General features: G+C 62.8%; 16 protein-coding genes. 5 read left to right on the forward strand and 11 right to left on the reverse strand.

Annotated features, from left to right (window positions below; translation table 11 throughout):
- Positions 1–14: 14 nt before the first annotated feature.
- From HPQ64_RS05485 to HPQ64_RS05495, 3 genes are all read right to left on the reverse strand, one after another.
- Positions 15–791 (reverse strand): methyltransferase domain-containing protein, encoded by a 777-nt coding sequence (locus HPQ64_RS05485; RefSeq protein ID WP_172887327.1) that lies wholly within the window; start codon positions 789–791, stop codon positions 15–17.
- Positions 792–1,013: 222 nt separating this feature from the next.
- Entirely contained in the window at positions 1,014–1,550 is a 537-nt protein-coding gene (ppa, locus tag HPQ64_RS05490) for an inorganic diphosphatase (RefSeq protein ID WP_172887328.1), read from the reverse strand.
- Positions 1,551–1,705: 155 nt separating this feature from the next.
- Positions 1,706–2,230 (reverse strand): GNAT family N-acetyltransferase, encoded by a 525-nt coding sequence (locus tag HPQ64_RS05495; protein WP_172887329.1) that lies wholly within the window; start codon positions 2,228–2,230, stop codon positions 1,706–1,708.
- Between the two features lie 415 nt (positions 2,231–2,645).
- Between HPQ64_RS05495 and HPQ64_RS05500 the strand changes: the two genes are divergently transcribed.
- On the forward strand, positions 2,646–3,056 hold the full coding sequence (locus HPQ64_RS05500; RefSeq protein ID WP_172887330.1) for a DUF2794 domain-containing protein: 411 nt from the start codon (positions 2,646–2,648) through the stop codon (positions 3,054–3,056).
- 141 nt (positions 3,057–3,197) lie between these two features.
- Complete coding sequence (locus HPQ64_RS05505; protein ID WP_172887331.1) at positions 3,198–3,701, forward strand: cyclic nucleotide-binding domain-containing protein; 504 nt, start codon at positions 3,198–3,200, stop codon at positions 3,699–3,701.
- Positions 3,702–3,752: 51 nt separating this feature from the next.
- On the opposite strand, the gene HPQ64_RS05510 is transcribed toward HPQ64_RS05505, so the two are convergent.
- From HPQ64_RS05510 to HPQ64_RS05525, 4 genes are all read right to left on the reverse strand, one after another.
- On the reverse strand, positions 3,753–4,649 hold the full coding sequence (locus tag HPQ64_RS05510) for a protein-methionine-sulfoxide reductase heme-binding subunit MsrQ (protein ID WP_172887332.1): 897 nt from the start codon (positions 4,647–4,649) through the stop codon (positions 3,753–3,755).
- Between the two features lie 174 nt (positions 4,650–4,823).
- Positions 4,824–5,429 (reverse strand): 3-isopropylmalate dehydratase small subunit, encoded by a 606-nt coding sequence (leuD, locus tag HPQ64_RS05515; RefSeq protein ID WP_172887333.1) that lies wholly within the window; start codon positions 5,427–5,429, stop codon positions 4,824–4,826.
- 31 nt (positions 5,430–5,460) lie between these two features.
- On the reverse strand, positions 5,461–6,411 hold the full coding sequence (argC, locus tag HPQ64_RS05520) for an N-acetyl-gamma-glutamyl-phosphate reductase (RefSeq protein WP_172887334.1): 951 nt from the start codon (positions 6,409–6,411) through the stop codon (positions 5,461–5,463).
- A 156-nt stretch (positions 6,412–6,567) separates the two neighbouring features.
- The gene (locus HPQ64_RS05525) at positions 6,568–7,140 is read right to left on the reverse strand and encodes a peroxidase-related enzyme (RefSeq protein ID WP_172887335.1); all 573 of its coding nucleotides are present in this window, start codon (positions 7,138–7,140) and stop codon (positions 6,568–6,570) included.
- A 167-nt stretch (positions 7,141–7,307) separates the two neighbouring features.
- Between HPQ64_RS05525 and HPQ64_RS05530 the strand changes: the two genes are divergently transcribed.
- Together HPQ64_RS05530 and HPQ64_RS05535 are read left to right on the forward strand one after the other, a co-directional pair.
- The gene (locus tag HPQ64_RS05530) at positions 7,308–12,107 is read left to right on the forward strand and encodes an NAD-glutamate dehydrogenase (RefSeq protein WP_172887336.1); all 4,800 of its coding nucleotides are present in this window, start codon (positions 7,308–7,310) and stop codon (positions 12,105–12,107) included.
- Positions 12,107–13,480, forward strand: a complete 1,374-nt coding sequence (locus tag HPQ64_RS05535) for an MFS transporter (RefSeq protein WP_172887337.1) — start codon at positions 12,107–12,109, stop codon at positions 13,478–13,480. The genes HPQ64_RS05530 and HPQ64_RS05535 overlap by 1 nt, the downstream gene beginning before the upstream one ends.
- 15 nt (positions 13,481–13,495) lie before the next feature.
- Here HPQ64_RS05535 and purH read toward each other — a convergent pair whose 3' ends face one another.
- From purH to htpX, 4 genes are all read right to left on the reverse strand, one after another.
- Positions 13,496–15,112 carry a bifunctional phosphoribosylaminoimidazolecarboxamide formyltransferase/IMP cyclohydrolase gene (gene purH / locus HPQ64_RS05540; RefSeq protein WP_172887338.1) on the reverse strand — a complete coding sequence of 539 codons (1,617 nt, stop codon included), beginning with the start codon at positions 15,110–15,112 and terminating at the stop codon, positions 13,496–13,498.
- Positions 15,113–15,242: 130 nt separating this feature from the next.
- The gene (locus tag HPQ64_RS05545; RefSeq protein WP_172887339.1) at positions 15,243–16,991 is read right to left on the reverse strand and encodes a heparinase II/III family protein; all 1,749 of its coding nucleotides are present in this window, start codon (positions 16,989–16,991) and stop codon (positions 15,243–15,245) included.
- Positions 16,992–17,119: 128 nt separating this feature from the next.
- Positions 17,120–18,496, reverse strand: coding sequence for an RsmB/NOP family class I SAM-dependent RNA methyltransferase (locus HPQ64_RS05550; RefSeq protein WP_246270304.1), 1,377 nt, complete (start codon positions 18,494–18,496; stop codon positions 17,120–17,122).
- A gap of 123 nt (positions 18,497–18,619) precedes the next feature.
- On the reverse strand, positions 18,620–19,555 hold the full coding sequence (htpX, locus tag HPQ64_RS05555; protein ID WP_172887340.1) for a zinc metalloprotease HtpX: 936 nt from the start codon (positions 19,553–19,555) through the stop codon (positions 18,620–18,622).
- A gap of 124 nt (positions 19,556–19,679) precedes the next feature.
- Between htpX and HPQ64_RS05560 the strand changes: the two genes are divergently transcribed.
- Complete coding sequence (locus HPQ64_RS05560) at positions 19,680–19,931, forward strand: DUF1674 domain-containing protein (protein ID WP_172887341.1); 252 nt, start codon at positions 19,680–19,682, stop codon at positions 19,929–19,931.
- Positions 19,932–20,027 lie beyond the last annotated feature (96 nt).

The following is a 20,027-nucleotide window of genomic DNA, read 5'->3' on the forward strand; positions in this document are numbered from 1 at the left end:
GATGAAAATTTTCACTACCGCTTTGTTGCCGCAACCACGAAATGTGAGATGGTGAAGAAGAAGCGGCCGGTGCGTGCCAGTTCGAACTGCTCGTCGGCCCAGGCCTCGACGATCGCCGGGTCGAGAAGTTCCTTCTGGACCGTGTAATTTTTCATGAGAACGATCATCATGTGCGCGAGCCCGTCCGGCCTCAGCGTCCGGTCGACATATGTCAGGGGCCTGATTTCTTCCACGAGAAAGCCTGCGTCTTCCATCATGGCTGGCAGGATCGCCGGTACCCGCCGCTCCACCATGTGACGGTCCCAGATGGAGCGCATCAGGCCCATGCGCGGCCGGTCGTCGGTAAACATGGCCATCGTGTCCCAATGCATGTCGCCGATGACGAGCCGCCCGTCGCGGCCAAGCACCCTGTTGATTTCCCTGAGCGCGCCGGGAATATCCTCCACATATTCGAACACCTGAACGGCGACCGCCTTGTCGACGCTTTCACCGGCAAGGGGCAGGTCGTTTGCCGACCCTTCGTGGATTTCGATGTTTTCACGCACCGAACAGCGCGAAGTCGCATATTCACGCATCTCCGCACTCGGGTCGATGGCGATCACGCGGCCTTTTTCGCCGACGGCGCGGGAAAGCTCCAGCGTCATGAGGCCGGTGCCGCAACCGATGTCGAGGACACGGTCGCCCGCCCTGATGTCCAGCGCATCGAAATTCGCCATGCGCCGCTTGACGATGTCCGAGCCCTGATAGGCGTCATCCAGAATCCGGGCCGTTTGCGCATCGAACTTCAGCATGGCTTCGCCTCCGGATTGGATGTTGTCGAAATCCGCAAAAAAGCGACGTCCACGCACGGTCGTACGGGAGGAGGAGTGGCGTGGGTCGATATGACTTACTATACGATAGTTTATATCCAGGGGCGTGGGTGGAAAACACAAATTCTCGCAATAATCGCTCGCCGGCTTGCCAATAAAAAAGGGCGACCGGAGCCGCCCTGTGCAAATTCTGCTGTTTTTTTCTTATTTTGCCTTGTCGTTTTCGCGCTCGATCGATTCCATGATGATCCGCTTGGCGTCGTCCGGGCCGCCCCAACCGACGATCTTGACCCATTTGCCGGCCTCCAGGTCCTTGTAATGCTCAAAGAAGTGCTGCACCTGGTCGAGCGTGATTTTCGGTAAATCCTCATAGTGATTGACGCTTTCGTAGCGCCGGGTGATCTTGGTCGAGGGAACGGCAAGCAGCTTTTCGTCCATTCCCGCCTCGTCCTCCATGAAGAGCACGCCGATCGGGCGGCAGTTGATGATGGCGCCGGGAACGATCGGCCGCTGGTTCACGACCACCACGTCGAGCGGGTCGCCATCGCCGCAAAGCGTGTGCGGAATGAAGCCGTAATTGCCGGGATAGCGCATCGGCGTATACAGAAAGCGGTCGACGTACATGGCGCCCGCCTCCTTGTCCATTTCGTATTTGATCGGCTCGCCGCCCACCGGCACTTCGACGATCACGTTGATGTCCTCGGGCGGGTTCTTGCCGATCGGCACAGCATCGATACGCATGGTCGTTCAGGCTCCTGAATTTGTTTTGCGCGCTGTATGGCAAGGCGGACCGCCGATGGCAAGCCGCGAATTGTGCGCTGCAACGATATAACTAGATGGACAGGCCGTGCTGCCGTATGGTCGGCGGAAGGTGAAAAATTATATATTACAATAGTTTATGATGCGTCGCTGTCGGCGAACCAGCCGAAGACGGAAAGCTCCACAGAGGTGCCGGCCACCTGCTCCTGGCTGTTCATCAGAAGCTGACCGCCGAGCGAACGATAAAACCGCATGGCGGCCTCGTTTTCGGAAAGCACGCGGACCGTGGCGCCGGACAGGCGCATGCGAACGAGTGCGCGGCGCGTCGCCTGAAAAAGCTTGGTGCCGAAACCGAGGCCCTGGTATTCGGGCAGGATGTAAAGCTCGTAAATCTCGCCCTCGAAGGGCAGTTCACGCATGCGCGAGCGCCCGTATGTGGCATAGCCAACGGTCTTCCCGGCAACTTCCAGCACCTGGATCAACACGCCGCGTGACAGCGCTCCGCGCCACCACCGGGGGCCGCGCCGGGAGATCATCCGCTCAAGGTCGACGCCGGAAAGAAGGCCGCGATAAGCTCCGCGCCACGCTTCCAGATGGATGGTGGACAGTGTTTCGGCATCGATCGGCCTTGCCGGCCGCGTGGCGATGAGATCCGTACTCATGCCAAAAGCATAGCCCGCTTGAACGTTCTACGGAAGAACGGCCTGTGAATTCTCGGCGAAAAATCGCCGGGAGAAACGGGAATCGTGAACGGGTGCTGAAAAAGGAGAGGGCCGGCTTGACAGCCGGCCCTTCGGGTTACCTTGCGGGATTGAACCGTAACCGGATCAATTCCCGATCTTCTCGCGACCCCGGGGGGCTGGGGGGCTAGTGCGTTCCGAAGTCTCCTCGAAGATCGGTTCTCTGAGGCAACTTCTCTTTTATCGAAGGTCAAGATGGCGCGGTAAGGGCCGGATTGGGGCGAAAATATGAATAATCCGTATCTTTCTCGGTCAACTTTCGTCGGGCATTTTCGCCCGCCTCTTGCATCCGCGCGGCGGCTGGGCGCAAGATGTCGATTATGCGACAGGAGGCGCCATGAGCGAATTCGATGAAGATGCGCTATCCGGCGGAGCGCCGGCATCGGTCGAGGCCGGATACTCGCCGGTGCAACGCTCCGCCCCGCCCGCACAGCGCGCCGTTCCCCTCGTGGCGTTTCACCGACGCGAACTCGACCAGATCCTGAGGCTTTACGGCAGGATGGTGGCAAGTGGCGAGTGGCGCGATTATGCCATCGACCACATGAAGGAAAAGGCCGTTTTCTCCGTATTCCGGCGCACGTCGGAAATGCCGCTTTTCCGCATCGAAAAGGTTCCGAAAAACGCTCGCCGGCAGGGCGCCTACGCGGTCATCGGCGCGGGCGGCGCGATCCTGAAGCGCGGATCGGAACTGGCGCAGGTGCTGAAGGTTTTCGAGAAAAAGCGGCATTTGCGATTGGTGGACGCCTGAAGGCTCGCTGCTCCATCCTTCATCATAACGCCGTGCGCATTGGGAGATCGCCCGCGATCCCGTTCATTCCGATGCGAATGAAACCGGCCCATGCGGCATTAACCCTTTGTGCGGCCTTGCGTCTCTGCTAAATCTCAGGGCATGAGTCTCGCCCGCGACATGAACCTATTGCGCCAGGTGCCGCTGCTCGCCGACTTTCCGGACGATCAGTTGCGGCTGCTTGCGTTTTCGGCGGAGAACCTGACATACCGCGATGGCCAGGTGATTTTTCGAGAAGGCGAGCGCGCGGACGGGGGATACGTCATCGCGACCGGCGAAGTCAGCCTTGAGCGCGGGCAGGACGAGCGGGAGCACCTTGGCACCTTCGGATCGGGCACACTGATCGGCGAACTGGCGCTTCTGGTGGAAACGCGGCGCCCGGCGCGGGCGGTCGCCTCCGGCGATGTCGAACTCATTCGCATCCGCCGCGCGCTTTTCAAGCGCATGTTGCAGGAGTTCCCCGAAATCGCGGCGTCGCTGTTCGAAGCGCATGTGACGCGCTTTCAAAAGACGACGCGCGCACTTTCGCGCGTGGGCAACGTGCTTGACCAGATCGAGCGGGAAGCCAGTGCCTATCGGAAATCGAAACGTCCGCTCGCCGATTGAGCAGCGCGCACAGGCGTTGCGTTGGCCTGCCGGAAGGCAAGCCGCGGGGTCTCAGGTTCGCGCCGATGAAACCCGCGGGCCCGAACTCTTGAAAAGCCGGTCCCTCAGGAAGACCAGGATCGGGAGGGCAGTGACCGCGAAGCCCGTGAAGGCCACCCACCATGCAGGGCGGATCGAGTAGCTGAAATCGAGGTTTGCGGCGAGCACCCGCTCGGCCGGAATGCCGGTCGCTATCGCATACCAGGCATACTCCAGGCCCGCCGTGGCGAGACCGGAAAGGGCGGCGACAACTGCGAGCGTGAGCGGCGAAGCGATGTCGAACTTCAGCCTGTGGGCGATACGATATCCCATCAGGAGCACGAAGAAGCCGCTCATCAAGGTGGCCTCCGTGACGTCGGATTTCGACTGCATGAAGAAGTGGAGGCCGGCGAGAATGGCGATGGCGTAGGCAACCTTGTGCAGCCGGTTCCAGTTCGCCCCCATCTTGCGGATCGCGCCGTCTGTCGACGTCGCGCCCAGAAGGGCCATCATGAAAAGAGCGGTAAAGCCGATGGTGAGATAGATGCGCAGTACGATCTCGCTTGCCACCTTCTGCAGGTCCCAGGCCTCGTCGGCTGCATAAAACGTCAGATGCAGGAGGGCATAACCTAGGGCGGCAAGACCCAGCATTCGCCGGACCTGGATGAGCTTCGGCCAGCTTGCGATACGCCTGAGCGGCGTGATGGAGAGTGACAGGAACAGGTAACGGATCGCCCAGTCGCCCGTTTCGTGGATGGCCGCCTCGACAGGTTTCGAGCCGAGTGTTCCGGCGAGAAGCCCGTAGGCGAGCAGGAGACCGGGAAGAAGAATGCCAAGAAAAACGAAAAGCTTGAAAGGCGAAAGCCGTCCCCTCGCGTCGGTCCAGGGGATATAGGGCGTCAGGCTGGTGATCGCTTGGGCGCTCGTCATGGGTTTCCGTACTGTTTGTTCAGTTAATCTACAGATACGAACGAAGAAGCGAAATGTCTCGACACGGCCGATCAAGCTGCCGTGAAAATGGCGGAGCTTGCCGGGTGAGATAAACAAAGGCCGGGGAAATGCCCCGGCCTTCGAATATTTTCGTAGAATTTGCGTCGGCCTGTCTCAGACCCAGGGGCGCGCTTCGCCCAGCTTGCTCTCGAAGCTGTCGATCGAAGGGGCCTTTTCCATCGTCAGGCCGATATCGTCGAGCCCGTTCAGCAGGCAGTGCTTGCGGTGCGGGTCGATATCGAAGGTGATGACGCCGCCGTCCGGCCCCTTGATCTCCTGCGCTTCCAGGTCGACGGTGAGCGTCGCGTTCGCGCCGCGGCGCGCGTCGTCCATCAGCTTGTCGAGTTCTTCCTGGGAAACGACGATCGGCAGGATGCCGTTCTTGAAGCAGTTGTTGTAAAAGATGTCCGCGAAGGAGGTGGAGATCACGCAGCGGATGCCGTAGTCGAGCAACGCCCACGGGGCGTGTTCGCGGCTCGATCCGCAGCCGAAATTGTCGCCCGCGACCAGGATCTGCGCATTGCGGTAGGCCGGCTGGTTGAGCACGAATTCGGTGTTCTCCGAGCCGTCCTCATGGGTGCGCATCTCGTGAAACAGCGCCGTGCCGAGGCCGGTGCGCTTGATCGTCTTCAGGAACTGCTTGGGGATGATCATGTCGGTATCGACATTGACGATCGGCATGGGGGCCGCGACCCCGGTGAGCGTGGTGAATTTTTCCACGGACAGTTCTCCTTGGGTTTTCAGCGCAACGTCAGGCGGCGAGGCTCGTCGAACCGTCGACGCCAAGCATCAGGTTCAGGTTCTGGACGGCGGCACCCGAAGCGCCCTTGCCCAGATTGTCGTAAACGGCGACCAGCAGCGCCTGCGCGCGCTTGTCGTTGGCGAAGACATGCAGGTGCATGCGATTTGTGCCGTTGAAGGTCTGCGGGTCGAGATCCGGCAGCTTGTCCACCACCTCGTAAGGCGCGACGTCGACGAAGCTGTTGGTGATCGACGCATAATGGTCGGCGACGGCCGCGTGAAGCTCCGCCCCCCTCGGCACCTTCGGCAGGGTCTCGAGCTGCAGCGGTACGAAGGTCACCATGCCTTGCGCATAGTCGCCGACCGCCGGCTGGAAAAGCGGCGTCTTTTCGAGCTTCGAATAAAGCTGCATTTCCGGCAAATGCTTGTGGTTGAGGCCGAGCGCATAGGGCATGAAGGGCGCATTTCCGCCTTCGCCATTCTCGTATGCCTCGATCATGGAGCGCCCGCCGCCCGAGTAACCGGAAATCGCGTTGACGGTGACCGGCAGGCTTTCCGGTACGAGGCCGGCACCCACCAGAGGGCGCAGGAAGGCGATCACCCCTTGCGGATAGCAGCCCGGGTTCGCCACGCGCTTCGAGGCGGCGATGCGCGCGCCATGGTCCCGGTCCATCTCGGCGAAGCCATAGTCCCAGCCTTGCGCCACGCGATGGGCGGTCGAGGCGTCGATCACCCTTGTGGTGTCGTTTTCGATGAGCGAGACGCTTTCGCGCGCTGCATCGTCCGGCAGGCAGAGAATGGCGACATCAGCCTCGTTCAAAAGCGCCTTGCGCGTTTCGACGTCCTTGCGCTTGTCGGCGGGAATCGAGACGAGGTCCATGTCGCGGCGACGGGCAAGGCGCTCGCGGATCTGCAAACCCGTTGTGCCGGCTTCACCGTCAATGAAAATCTTCGCGACCATTGCTCCCGTCTCCGAATTGAAGAGGTTTGCGCCCGCCGCATCGGCGCAACCAAAGCGCGGGCGGGCATTCGTGCGGACAATTCGCCCGCGGCGGCGCTTCTTCTACACCAAACTGCGGTGCCTTGTCATCGTGCCGAAGAAATTTGCCGGCAGTTCCTATCGGGCCATGCCGTGATATTCGTCGTTCGGCTGCATGTCGACCGCGGATGCGACACGGTTCGACATGTTGAAGAAGGCGGCGACCGAGGCGATGTCCCATATGTCTCGGTCGGAGAAGCCGGCCTTGCGCAGGGCTTCGCGGTCGGCCTCCAGGATCGCTTCCGGCTCCTTCGTCAGCTTCACCGCGAAATCGAGCATGGCACGGTGGCGGGGCGTGAGGTCGGCGACCCGGTAGTTCATGACCATCAGTTCGCCGAGCTTCGGATCGCCCGAAAGCTGGCGTACGGCCGCGCCATGCGCAGTCAGGCAATAAAAGCAGTGATTTACCGAGGAAACGGCGACGGCGATCATCTCCCGTTCCAGCTTGGAAAGTCCGCTGTCGCCCAGCATCAGGTCATTATACATCTGCGTGAAGGCGCGCAGCTTCCCGTCGTCGAAGGCATAAGCCCTCAATACGTTCGGCACGAGGCCGAGTTTTTCCTCGCATTTCGCGAAATAGGCGGCGGTTTCCGGGCTTTGCGGCGAGCCATCGCCGAGATCAAGCGCGGTGATCCGTTCATTTTCCGTCATGATGCGATCCTTATGCGGATTAAATCATTTCCGTCATTGCCGTTTCTGTCGGTCAGGCTAGCATGGAGCCTGGCGGGCGTGGAGTGTCCGAATCGGACGGACCTTGCGATCAGCCGACCGTTAGCCGCAGCCGAACGACAATCGACAATCATAAGTCGGGGGGAGTTATGCCCGAAGCCAAGGACAATGCGAAAAACCGTCTGATCGAGGGCGTGGTCGGCGCACTGGAAGCCGAACTTGCACCCTTCGCGAAGGCGCTGTTCGAGCGGGGGGCCGCCGAAGACCTCGTTACCTACACCAGGGACGAGCTTGCCGCCTTCGCCCGTGAGGCGTGGAAGGATATGGCGAACCACCCCGTCGGCACGCACCGGGTAAACGTCTATAACCCCGCATTCCGGGCCGACGGCGTGCGCGCGGGCGACGTCACGGTCGTCGAGGTCGTCAACGACAACATGCCGTTCCTGGTGGATTCCGTCATGGCGGAGCTGCAGGACAGCGGGTTGGAAGTTCGCCTTGTTCTGCATCCGATCCTGATGGTCGAACGTGACGAGGAAGGCAGGCTGATCGCTTGCCACGGCAAGTTCACCGGCAAGGAGAAAAAGAACGTCCGCAAGGAAAGCCTCATCCATATCCATGTCGCGCGCATCGATGCCGAGATCGAGCGCGGTGGCCTTATGGACCGGCTGGACGGGGTGATGAACGATGTTCGCCGCGCGGTAACGGACTGGAGCGACATGCGCGGGCGCCTGCAGCGGGCGATCTCGACCTACAAGGAAAGCCCGCCGCCCTTCGCCGCCGACGATCTGGCGGAGGCCGTGCAGTTCCTGGAGTGGATGGAGGCCGACAACTTCATCCTGCTCGGCATGCGCGAATACCATTTCGAGGGGGGCGCGCAGCGCGGCGAGCTTTCCCACAAGGAAGGCACGGGCCTCGGCCTTTTGAAGGACCCGGATGTGCGCGTTCTCAGGCGCGGGTCCGAATTCGTGGTGATGACGCCGGAAATCCGCGAATTCCTGATGAAGCCGGAACCGCTCATCATCGCCAAGGCCAATGTGAAGAGCCGGGTGCACCGGCGCGTGCACATGGACTATGTCGGCGTGAAGCTTTTCGACGATGCCGGCGAACTTTGCGGCGAACTCAGGATCGTCGGCCTCTTCACGGCAACCGCCTATACGCTGTCAACGCGCTCAATTCCCTATTTGAGGCGCAAGGTCGACAGCGTCTTTACGCGCGCAGGCTACGAGCCGGAAAGCCATTCGGGCCGCGCGCTCATGAACATCATGGAAGGCTATCCCCGCGATGAGCTTTTCCAGATCGATCCCGACCTTTTCTATCAGTTCTCCATGGCGATCCTGCAGCTCGAGGAGCGCCCGCGCATTCGCGTGCTGGCCCGCCGGGATCGGTTCGACCGCTACGTGTCGATCCTCTGCTTCGTCCCGCGCGACCGTTATTCGACGGAAATGCGCCTGAAGATCGGGCATTATCTGGCGGATGTCTTCGACGGGCGCCTGTCCGCCTGGTACGTCACCTATCCGGAAGGCCCGCTCGCGCGCGTGCATTTCATCGTCGGCCGCTATGAGGGCGAAACGCCGAACCCGGACCAGGACGAGCTGGAGCAGGCGGTCTCGGAAATCGTGCGCACCTGGGCGGACGATCTGAAAGAGGTGCTGCGCACCGCCTATGGCGGCAACCGCGCGCTCGAGGAAGCGCGCCGCTATGCCGATGCCTTTCAGGAAGGCTACAAGGAGGTCTTCTCCGCCGAAACCGCGATCGAGGACATTCGCGTCATCGAGAAGCTTTCCAAGCGGCGCGACACATCGATCCGCTTTACCCGCAGGCCGGACGACGCACCCAACAGGCTGACGCTGAAGGTCTTCCATCACGAAAAGCCGATTCCGCTTTCCGCGCGCGTTCCGATCCTGGAAAACATGGGTTTTCGCGTCATCAACGAACGGACCTACCGCATAACGCCCGCGGACCGACCGCTCGCCTATCTGCACGAGAAAACGCTGGAGCGCGCCACGGGCAGCGATATCAAGCTCAGCAACGACGAGCGCGAGCGGCTGGAGGCGCTTTTCATCGCAATCTGGCAAAACCGCGCGGAATCGGACGGCTACAACGCGCTCGTGCTGTCGGCGGGCCTTGCGTGGCGCGACATCGCCATGCTGCGGGCGCTGTCGCGCTATCTGCGTCAGGCCGGCATCCGCTTTTCGGAAGACTATATGTGGGGCACGCTGAACCGCTATGCGGACATCACGCGCCAGCTTGTCGAGCTTTTCCACATCCGCTTCGACCCGGCACATGATGACGGAGACCGTTCGTTGGGTGCGGCGCGTCTGGAACAGGAACTGACGGCGGCTTTCGACCAGGTGGAAAGCCTTGACGACGACCGCATCCTGCGCCGCTTCCAGAACGTCATCGACGCGATGCTGCGAACGAATTTCTACCAGCTCGACGTACATGGACAGCCGAAGCCGACCTTCGCCTTCAAGCTCGATCCGCGCCGGCTGGAGGAACTGCCCGAGCCGAGGCCGTTCCGCGAAATCTTCGTCTATTCGCCGCGCGTGGAAGGCGTGCATCTGCGCTTCGGCAAGGTCTCGCGCGGCGGCTTGCGCTGGTCTGACCGCCCGCAGGACTTCCGCACCGAAATTCTGGGCCTCGTAAAGGCGCAGCAGGTGAAGAATGCCGTCATCGTGCCCGTGGGCGCGAAGGGTGGTTTCGTGCCCAAATGGCTGCCCGCGGGCGGTTCGCGAGAGGAAATTTTCGCGGAAGGCACGGAAGCCTACAAGATCTTCATCTCCTCATTGCTCGACGTGACCGACAACCTGGATGGCGACACGGTCTGGCCGCCGGAACTTGTCGTGCGCCACGACGACGACGACCCCTATCTGGTCGTTGCCGCGGACAAGGGCACGGCAACCTTCTCCGACACCGCAAACGAGATTTCGTCCGACCGCAATTTCTGGCTGGGCGACGCTTTCGCTTCGGGCGGTTCCGCCGGGTACGACCACAAGAAGATGGGCATTACCGCGCGGGGCGCCTGGGAGGCGGTGAAGCGCCATTTCCGCGAAATGGACCGCGACATCCAGACGGAGCCCTTCACGGTCGCTGGCGTGGGCGACATGTCGGGCGACGTCTTCGGCAACGGTATGCTTTTGTCCAAGGCGATCAGGCTTGTCGCCGCTTTCGACCATCGCGACATCTTCATCGATCCGAACCCGGACCCGGAAACCTCCTGGAACGAACGCAAGCGCGTGTTCGATCTCGGCCGGTCGTCCTGGAACGACTATGACGCGGCGCTGATTTCCGAAGGCGGCGGCATCTTCTCGCGCGCGGCCAAGTCGATCCCGCTGTCGAAGCAGATGCAGGAGCTTCTCGGCCTGGAAAAGACGAAGGCGACACCGCAGGAGGTCATGAACGCGATCTTGAAGATGAAGGTCGATCTCTTCTGGTTCGGCGGCATCGGCACCTATGTGCGCTCAAGCGAGGAGACGGATGCGGATGCGGGCGACCGCGCCAACGACCCGATCCGCGTGACGGCGGCGCAACTGGGGGCGAAGGTCGTGGGCGAGGGCGCCAACCTCGGCATGACGCAGAAGGCGCGCATCGAGTTTCACCGCAAGGGCGGACGCTGCAATTCGGACGCCATCGACAATTCGGCCGGCGTGAATTCCTCCGACATGGAGGTCAACATCAAGATCGCGCTGGGCGCGGCGGTGCGTTCCGGCAAGCTCGACATCTACGACCGAAACCGCCTGCTTGCCGACATGACGGATGATGTCGCCTCGCTGGTCCTGCGCAACAATTACCTGCAGACGCTTGCGCTTTCGCTTGCAGAGCGGCGCGGACTTGAGGATTTCGGCTATCAGGCGCGCATGATGCAGCGGCTGGAGGCGGCGGGCCACCTCAACCGCGAGGTTGAGGAACTGCCCGACGACAATCAGATTCGCGCCATGGAAAAAGCGGGACTGACGCTTACGCGCGCGGAAATCGGCATCCTGCTCGCCTATGCCAAGATCCTGCTCTTCGACGATCTGCTGGCAAGTTCGGTTCCCGATGACAGTTACCTCGGCAAGGAGCTTTTCCGCTATTTCCCAGAGGCCATGCGCGAAGACTATTCGCAAGAGCTTTCGGGCCACCGTCTGCGCCGGGAGATCATCGCGACCATGCTCGCCAATTCCATGATCAACCGTGGCGGGCCGACCTATCTGACCCGCATTTCCGACCAGACCGGGGTGGAGGCGCCGCAGATAGCGCAGGCTTTCGCCGCCGTTCGCGACGCCTTCGGGCTGACGGACCTGAACACCGAGATCGACGCGCTCGACAATAAGATCGCGGGCGATCTTCAGCTCGAACTTTATTCCGCGGTACAAAACCTTGTCCTCGGTCAGTCCGTCTGGTTCCTGCGCAACGTCTCCTTCGCCGACGGTATCGAAGCGATCGTCAACCGTTTCCGGCCCGGTATCGTCGGCCTGGCGGCGAAATTCGCCGAGATCGCCCCCGTCGGCATGGTGGAGCGGCTGCAGGCGGAGGTCATGCGCCTGACCGACGGAGGTGTGCCGCCGCAACTGGCGGACAGGATCGCCCGTCTGCCTGGCGAAGCGGCGATCCCCGATATCGTCCTGATCTCGGAGGAATCGGGGCGCGATCTCGAGGATGTCGCGCGCACCTACTTCGATGTCGCCGGACACTTCCGCCTCGGCGCGATGGACCAGCAGGCGCGCTCCATGGACCTTCGCGATTATTACGACGGGCTTGCGCTCGACCGGGCGCGGGCGACGCTTGACATCGCGCAGCGCCGCCTGACCCTGGATGCCCTTGAAGCGGGTGGCCTTGAAAACTGGCTGGAAGCCAACGAGTTGCGCGTCAAACGCACGTCGCGGGCTGCCGGAGAGATTATGGACGGGGAACTGACCGTCTCCAAGTTCTCCGTCGCGGCCAGCCTGTTCGCCGAGCTCACGCGCTGATGAGTGTTGCCAGGGTGGAAGGCGGCCCGATGGCCGACCGCAAGGCCGTCGGCGGCTGGCTTCTGTTCGACTGGGCCTCGCAGCCCGTCCACACCCTGGTGACGACTTTCGTCTTCGGCCCGTTCTTCGCCTCGGCACTCGCGGCAACACCCGCTGAAGGCCAGACGCTCTGGGGCTACGCGACGGCGGCCGCCGGGCTGTGCATCGCGTTTCTCGCTCCGGTGCTCGGCGCCATTGCCGACAGGACGGGGGCCAGGAAACCGTGGATTGCGGCTTTTTCGGTGCCGCTCGTCATCGGTTGCCTGATGCTGTGGCGGGCGGAGCCCGGCTCGCCATACGCGGTGCCGCTCGCCCTCATCGGCTTTGCGGTCGCGACACTCGGCGTTGAATTCGCAACCGTCTTCACGAATGCGATGATGCCGGATCTTGTACCCAGAAGCAGGCTCGGGCGGCTGTCCGGCTCAGGCTGGGCGCTGGGCTATGCCGGAGGGCTCGTCTCTCTTGTCATCGCGCTCGGCTTTATGGCCGCGAACCCGGAAACGGGCCGCACGCTTCTGGGATTCGTGCCGATCCTGGGCCTCGATCCGTCAACGGGTGCGGGAGATCGCGCCTCCGGGCCGTTTTCTGCGATCTGGTATCTCGTCTTCATTGCGCCGTTGTTTCTGTTCACGCCGGATGTGGCGAAGCGCTCAGCGCTTGCGCCCGCCGTCCGGGCCGGCCTTGCGGATTTGAAGGGCACCTTCCTGAAGGCGCGCGCTCACAAACCGATGCTGATCTTTCTCATCGCCAACATGATCTACAAGGACGGGCTGGTGGCGCTTTTCGCCTTCGGCGGTATTTACGCCGCCGGCGCGCTCGGCTGGAGCACGATCGAAATCGGCACCTTCGGCATCCTGCTCACCATCACCGGCACAATCGGGGCCGTCGCCGGCGGCAGGCTGGATGATCTGCTCGGGCCGAAGACGGTGATTTCCGGAGCGCTCCTGATCCTAATCGTCTGCGGGCTCGGCCTTGTCTCGGTCGATCGTGAAACGGTGTTCTTCGTGGTGGATACGGCGCCCAATTCCGGCGGGCTGTTTTCCTCGGCTCCGGAGGTGGTCTTTCTCGTGCTTGGCGGGTTTCTGGGAGCCGCCGCCGGCCCGCTTCAGGCGGCCTCGCGCACGCTTCTCGTGCATCTCGCGCCGCCCGGCGAAATGACCCGGCACTTCGGTCTCTTCGCGCTGTCGGGCAAGATCACCAGCTTCCTTGCGCCCTTTTCGGTCAGCGTGGTCACGGGTGTGACCGGCAGCCAGGCGGCGGGGATATCCGTCATCCTCGCCTTCTTCACGCTTGGTCTCGTGCTGCTCGCGCGCGTGGACGACCCGCGCGACTAAAAACCTGGAACCGGATCAGTGCCGGAAGTGGCGCATGCCGGTGAAGACCATGGCAAGGCCGGCCTCGTCGGCGGCCTTGATCACCTCGTCGTCGCGCATGGAACCGCCTGGCTGGATGACCGCCGTCGCTCCTGCCTCCGCTGCCGACAGAAGCCCGTCGGCGAAGGGGAAGAAGGCGTCGGAAGCGACCACGCAATCCTTGGTCAGCGGCTCGGCGAGGTTCGCTGCTTCTGCTGCGTCCTGCGCCTTACGGGCGGCGATCCGCGCGCTGTCGATGCGGCTCATCTGTCCGGCCCCCACGCCGACCGTCGCGCCATCTTTCGCATAGACGATGGCGTTCGACTTCACGTGCTTGGCGACGCGGAAGGCGAAGCGCAGATCGGCCATTTCCCGTTCGCTCGGCGCGCGTTTCGTCACGACCCTGAGGTCGAGATCGTCGACGACGCCGTTGTCGCGCGACTGTACCAAAAGCCCGCCGGCAACGGTCTTCACCGCAAGGCCCGGCGCGCGCGGGTCCGCCACACCGCCCGTGACAAGCAGGCGCAGGTTCTTTTTCGCGGCGATGAGCGTCGCGGCTTCGTCGGAGACGTCGGGCGCTATGATCACTTCGGTGAAGGTCTTGACGATTTCCTCCGCAGCTTCGGCGTCGAGCGTGTCGTTCAACGCGACGATGCCGCCAAAGGCGGAGACCGGGTCGCAAAGAAGCGCCTTGCGGTAAGCCTCGGTCAGGCTTGCGCCCTCCGCCACGCCGCAGGGGTTGGCGTGTTTTATGATCGCAACGGCCTTCGTGCGGGCGGGGTCGAATTCGGATACGAGCTCGAAGGCGGCATCCGTGTCGTTGATGTTGTTGTAGGAAAGCGTCTTGCCCTGGAGCTGGCGGGCGGTCGCAACGCCCGCGCGCCTTTCGCCCGTTACGTAGAAACCTGCGGACTGATGCGGGTTTTCGCCGTAGCGCATCACCTCGGCCAGCTTGCCGCCGATTGCGCGGTAGTCCGTGGTCTCTGCGCCGATTTCGGAGGCGAGCCAATTGGAAACGGCGGCATCATAGGCTGCCGTCCTGGCAAAAGCCTTCTGCGCGAGCGTCTTGCGAAGGTTGAGCGGTATGCTGCCGCCGTTCGCCTGCAGTGCCTCGACCACCGAAGCATAGTCGGAAGGATCGCTGACGACGGTGACATAGGCGTGGTTCTTGGCGCCCGCGCGCGTCATCGCCGGGCCGCCGATATCGATATTCTCAACACCTGTCGCGTAGTCAGCGCCCTTGGCGACCGTTTCCTCGAAGGGGTAGAGGTTGACGCACAGAAGGTCGATCCCGGCGATCGCGTGCTGCTTCATGGCTTTTGCGTGTTCGGCATCGTCGCGGATGGCGAGCAGCCCGCCGTGAACCCCCGGATGCAGCGTCTTTACCCGCCCGTCCATGATCTCGGGAAAGCCCGTGACGTCTGAAACGTCGAGGACGTCGAGCCCGGCTTCCTGAAGCGCCGCGCGCGTACCGCCGGTGGAGATCAGCTCCACGCCGCGTCCGGCAAGCGCCTTCGCGAAATCGACGAGACCCGTCTTGTCCGAAACGGACAAAAGCGCGCGTTTTACGGCAACGAGTTCGGGAACGGGGACGTGTTTCGACACCACGGCCATGGTCTTGAGCCTCACAGGTTTGCAAACGGGGAATATACGCGAGCCTGCTAACATGATCGCGTTGAAACTGGAAGGCGGCAAAGGGAGAAAGGGCCGTCGCGGCAATCAATTGCCGGCATGCGCAGCGGCGTCAGAGGTCCAGTTCGGGAGCGGCGCTTTCGCCGACGCGCTTTCTCACCGTTTTGGGGGTTGCCGTGCGGCGAAGCTGCCAGCGCGTTTCGGGTTCCGTCTTCGCCCGGCCGAACAGCACGATCTGTTCCGTGCGGCGGTGGCTGTAGACATCCGACAGGTAAATCGATTCCTCGATCGCCATTTCCGCATGCGGGGCGACGAATTCCCACGCCTCCCCGTCGGGGCAGACAAGTAGGACGGCGGTGCCCGCGCGGGTCAGGCTCGCCTTCACCTGCGGATGGAGATGGAAGCGGACGGCATAGGCATCCTCGTTGCCGAGCGTGCTCGTCGGCTTGAACCGGTCGATGCCGTCGATCACCGTGCCGTCGCCGGACAGCGTGATGTCGCGTTCATGGACGATGCGGAAGCGCTCCTGATAGCCGTTATGGCTGGCGGCGACGCGGGTGCCTGCTTCGCTTTCCTCGCGGGCGACCGGCACGTTCGTCGGTCCGGAAATGATCGGCGCGCCGAGCCAGCGGCCGGAATAGCGCCCGCTCAGGAACCTCGCCGAAGAAGTGTCCTCGATAATCGCGGTGGAGTGGGCGGCGGATGATCTTGCGACCGCGCTCCAGCGCCCGCGCGAGATGCCGGAAACGCCGCAGTTGATGATCAGCCTGTTGCGGCGCGAGGAGATTTCGATGGAAAGGCAGCCTGCGTGCGCGCGGTCGCTTACGGAAATCGGCGGGGGTTTGCCGGTTTCTATCAAAACGACCGTGTCGCCGCCGGTCAGACGCTGGTAGCCCGAATGCGGCGCGTTGACGGGCGCTGCGCCGCGGGCATCGTCATAGGCGAGGATGGTGGCCAGAATATCGGCGGCGGTCGAGCCACAGCCGTTGAAATGCGCGAACGCCCCGTCCCCGTGGCGGAAGAAGCGGATCATCGGCATCATCCGGTCGATCGCCGTCATCACGTTCTGCGGGGCCGGAAGGCCCTGCATGCTGAGCGCCTGTCGAACGGGAAGCAGATCGACCAGGATTTCGACGAGTGCCGCCGGATTGCGCGAGATATGCCCGCCGTCGGCAAGGATCTGACGGGCAAGCTCCTGGTCGAGCCGGCGCAGGCTTTGTCGCACGAAACGGTTCTGGCCCGCCATGCACACCGTTGCCGCGGCAATGGCGATCGCCACCGTCAGGCGCGGCACGCCGTCATGCGTTTCGTTGATCGTCTTGCGCAGGTAGCGCACCTGCCGGGCGATGGAGCGCAGGAAGCGGCGGTAGAAATCGCGGTCGCAGCCTTCAAGGATCAGCGGCGACTGCGATAGCCAGGAAAGAATTCGCCGGGCGACGACAGGCTCTTCCCAGCCGACAGGGTGCCAGCGCCCGCAGGACTTGATCCAGTCGTCGACGAGCGCACGCGCGTTCTGCCTTGCGACATTGGTGTTTGCCGCGCGCATGTGCCGCAGCCAGCCGAAACCGTGCAGTGCGCGCGACCAGTCGTCGGACGGCGGCTCGACCTCGAAGGGAGACCTGCCGCCGGTTTCAACCAGATAGCCGGCGAAGAGGAAGCGTCCGGCGTAAATATCGGCGGCATTGGTGGAATCGGCGGTGCGCAGGTCTTGCGGTGCGATAAGCAGGCGCGAGGGCGTCGGCGAGAAGGGCTGCCAACGGAACATGGGCCCACCGTGGAGCCAGCGCAGGCCCGACTGCCATGCGGAATGGGCAAGCAGCCGCCACACGCGCGCCTGTTCGGAAACCGCTCCGAACGCCATGCCTTTCCTAAGCCCCCTCGCCTGCGACACCACGTCTGATGCCGACCCTTCTACGCCGTTGAAGTGCTTTAATATGTAAACATTAACGTTAGCAGTCGGTTACCAAAATTTCAGGAAGTTCCTTGCCTTCATCCCGCGGCTTTGCCGATACGTGCGGCGAAGAACCCGTCGAGGCCGCCATGCTCCGGCGGCTCAGCGGGCAGGAGCGAGGGCAGCGTCCTGAGGTCGCCATCCGGGGTGATGGCTCCCTCTATCCCGCCGATTTCCGCCGGTTCGACGGGGATGCGCCGTGCGTCCGGCGTGGCATTCAGAAAGGCTTCGATCCGCCTTTCGCCTTCTTCCGGTTCCAGGGAACAGGTGCAGAAGACCATGGTCCCGCCAGGCTTCAGCCAGGTGAAGGCGCGGGCGAGAAGATCTTCCTGGACGGCGGCGAGCATTTCGATATCCATCGGCGTCTTCGCCCAGGCGACGTCGGGATGCCGGCGAATCGTTCCGGTTGCCGAGCAGGGCGCATCCAGCAGGATCGCCTCATAGGGTTCGTCCGGCGTGAAGTAGCGAAGGTCCGTTGCCACGATCGCGGCCTTCAGGCCGAGGCGAGAGAGATTGCGCTCCAGCCGCTTCAGCCTGCTTGCGGAAATATCGATGGCAGTAACATCGGCGCCCATGGCGGCAAGCTGCGCGGTCTTGCCGCCAGGTGCCGCGCAAAGATCGCCGACGCGCTTGCCCGCGATATCGCCGAGAAGAAGCGCAGGCAGGCTTGCCGCGGCATCCTGCACCCACCACGCGCCGTCGGAAAAGCCCTCAAGCTCGTCAATCGGGCCGGAATGGTCGGAAAGGCGCACCGTGGTCTTGCCGATCCGCGTTCCGCCCAGCCTTTGCGCCCAGCCGTCGGCATCCTCCTTCGTTGTGAGGTCAAGGTTCGGTTCCAGCAGATGCATGGCGGCAATCGCTATCGCCGTCTCCTCGCCATAGGCCGCGCGCCAGCGGTTGAACAGCCACTCGGGCGCGGCCAGTTCCGGCTTGCCGAAGCTTTCGAGAATATCCGCCTTTTCGCGCGCCGCGCGGCGCAGGACGGCATTCACCAACCCCTTGTACGGAACGCAGCGGCGGTCCCTTTCGCACATCGTCACGGCAATATCGACCGCGGCGTGGTCGGGCACGTCCATGAACAGGATCTGCGCAAGGCCGACGTGCAGGAGATTTTCGACGACGCCCGTCTTCTCCGGGATCGGCCGTTCCAGCAATGCCGCGAGAATGGCGGTGATCTGCCCCCGGCGGCGCAACGCCGTGCCGAGGATCGCGCGAACCAGCGCGCGGTCGCGCGTATCCAGCGCCTTGAAGCCGGCATGTCCGTTCAGCGGGTCCACTTCCTGGTCGAGCGGGCGGCCCTTGCCGGTCACGCGGCCCAGAATATCGCTTGCCGCCTTGCGTGCGGCCATGCCCGGTACACCCGCGCCGCCGGATTTGCCGGAGGGCTTCGGCGCGCCTTTTTTCCTGTTGGTCAATTCGTTCTCGCTCTGTCCGTTGGGCAGTCGCCCGATCGGTCACATTACCATCGATCGGGCCCGCTTCCATCGGTGCGCGCGGCGGAATTGTCAATCCCGCAAAGAGGGCGCGCCCTCCAGCGCCTATCCCCAGGGGCCGCGCCTGCGCGGCGGGTCGGATCGCGCGCCGCCCCACGGCCCATGCTGAGACCCGCGTCGGGGTGCGCCGCCGCCGCCCATCTCCTGCGCCAGGTTCTGCAGCGCCGCGATCCGGTTGTTCGTGTTCGGGTGGGTGGAGAAAAGATTGTCCATCCGCTCGCCCGACAGCGGGTTGACGATGAACATATGCGCGGTCGCCGGATTGCGCTCGGCATCTTCGTTATGGATGTGCTTCACCCCGCCGGCGATCTTGTTCAAGGCGGAGGCGAGCCACATCGGCTGACCGCAGATCATCGCTCCCATGCGGTCGGCGGCATATTCGCGGGTGCGCGAGATCGCCATCTGGACGAGCATCGCGGCAAGCGGCGCGACGATGGCCGCCACCAGTACGCCAATGAAGCCGAACGGGTTGTTGTTGTCGCGCGAACCTCCGAAGAAGAAGGCAAAATTGGCAAGCATCGATATCGCACCGGCAATCGTCGCGGTGATGGTCATGATAAGCGTGTCGTGGTTCTTCACGTGGGCAAGCTCATGCGCCATCACGCCCGCCACTTCCTCGCGCGTCAGCATGTTCAAAAGGCCGGTTGTCGCCGCAACTGCAGCGTTTTCGGGGTTTCTGCCGGTCGCGAAGGCATTCGGCTGCGGATTGTCGATGATATAGACCTTCGGCATCGGCAGGCCCGCGTTGGCGGCAAGTTCGCGCACGAGGTTGTAGAACTCCGGTGCCTGCCGCTCGTCAACCTCCACCGCATGGTGCATCCTCAGCACCATCTTGTCGGCATTCCAGTAGCTGAAGACGTTCATGCCGGCTGCGATGACGAACGCGATGACCATGCCCGACTGGCCGCCGATCATGAAGCCGATGCCCATGAAAAGCGCGGTCAGGGCGGCAAGAAGGAGCGCTGTACGGAAATAGTTCATCTTCTGGAATCCGGGTGCCCTTGGCTATATCGATCCTATATGTTGGGAAGAAGAGGCCGGCGTGCAAGGTTTCGCGAGCGGGAATCAGCCGTCCGGCCCACGAATGATGACAGACGGGAATGAGATGACCGAGCAAGAGCTGAATCCACCTGAATCCGGCGGCGACACGGCATCGGAGGTGGGCGGCGAAGCCGGGCGCAGGAAGTTCGAGGATCTTCCGCCCGCCGCTCAGCGCGCGCTCAAGGAAGCCGAGGCGCGGCGCAAGGAGATCGACGAGCGGCACAACGCCATGAACGGCGAGGTCGGCGGCCGCGGCGGTCTTGATCCGGTCCGATACGAGGATTGGGAAATCAAGGGACTCGCGATCGATTTCTGACCGTTGCCGGCGAAGCGAATTGTCCATGCTTGGTTAATGGGAGATTTACCAAGCACCGCTAGCCTTGCATGCGCAATAGCTTCGTTCAGAGTAATG

Origin of the sequence: Hongsoonwoonella zoysiae, assembly GCF_013266695.1 — a bacterium.
In the GTDB taxonomy this organism is placed as follows: domain Bacteria; phylum Pseudomonadota; class Alphaproteobacteria; order Rhizobiales; family Stappiaceae; genus Hongsoonwoonella; species Hongsoonwoonella zoysiae.

What these genes read in the sequence shown, in the direction of transcription:
- HPQ64_RS05560 (WP_172887341.1), top strand. Translation starts at nt 19,680, where the DNA reads ATGACCGAGCAAGAGCTGAATCCACCTGAATCCGGCGGCGACACGGCA.
- HPQ64_RS05510 (WP_172887332.1), bottom strand. Translation starts at nt 4,649, where the DNA reads ATGACGAGCGCCCAAGCGATCACCAGCCTGACGCCCTATATCCCCTGG.
- HPQ64_RS05525 (WP_172887335.1), bottom strand. Translation starts at nt 7,140, where the DNA reads ATGACGGAAAATGAACGGATCACCGCGCTTGATCTCGGCGATGGCTCG.
- HPQ64_RS05505 (WP_172887331.1), top strand. Translation starts at nt 3,198, where the DNA reads ATGAGTCTCGCCCGCGACATGAACCTATTGCGCCAGGTGCCGCTGCTC.
- HPQ64_RS05495 (WP_172887329.1), bottom strand. Translation starts at nt 2,230, where the DNA reads ATGAGTACGGATCTCATCGCCACGCGGCCGGCAAGGCCGATCGATGCC.
- HPQ64_RS05500 (WP_172887330.1), top strand. Translation starts at nt 2,646, where the DNA reads ATGAGCGAATTCGATGAAGATGCGCTATCCGGCGGAGCGCCGGCATCG.
- HPQ64_RS05485 (WP_172887327.1), bottom strand. Translation starts at nt 791, where the DNA reads ATGCTGAAGTTCGATGCGCAAACGGCCCGGATTCTGGATGACGCCTAT.
- ppa (WP_172887328.1), bottom strand. Translation starts at nt 1,550, where the DNA reads ATGCGTATCGATGCTGTGCCGATCGGCAAGAACCCGCCCGAGGACATC.
- HPQ64_RS05545 (WP_172887339.1), bottom strand. Translation starts at nt 16,991, where the DNA reads ATGGCGTTCGGAGCGGTTTCCGAACAGGCGCGCGTGTGGCGGCTGCTT.
- htpX (WP_172887340.1), bottom strand. Translation starts at nt 19,555, where the DNA reads ATGAACTATTTCCGTACAGCGCTCCTTCTTGCCGCCCTGACCGCGCTT.
- purH (WP_172887338.1), bottom strand. Translation starts at nt 15,112, where the DNA reads ATGGCCGTGGTGTCGAAACACGTCCCCGTTCCCGAACTCGTTGCCGTA.
- HPQ64_RS05530 (WP_172887336.1), top strand. Translation starts at nt 7,308, where the DNA reads ATGCCCGAAGCCAAGGACAATGCGAAAAACCGTCTGATCGAGGGCGTG.
- argC (WP_172887334.1), bottom strand. Translation starts at nt 6,411, where the DNA reads ATGGTCGCGAAGATTTTCATTGACGGTGAAGCCGGCACAACGGGTTTG.
- HPQ64_RS05535 (WP_172887337.1), top strand. Translation starts at nt 12,107, where the DNA reads ATGAGTGTTGCCAGGGTGGAAGGCGGCCCGATGGCCGACCGCAAGGCC.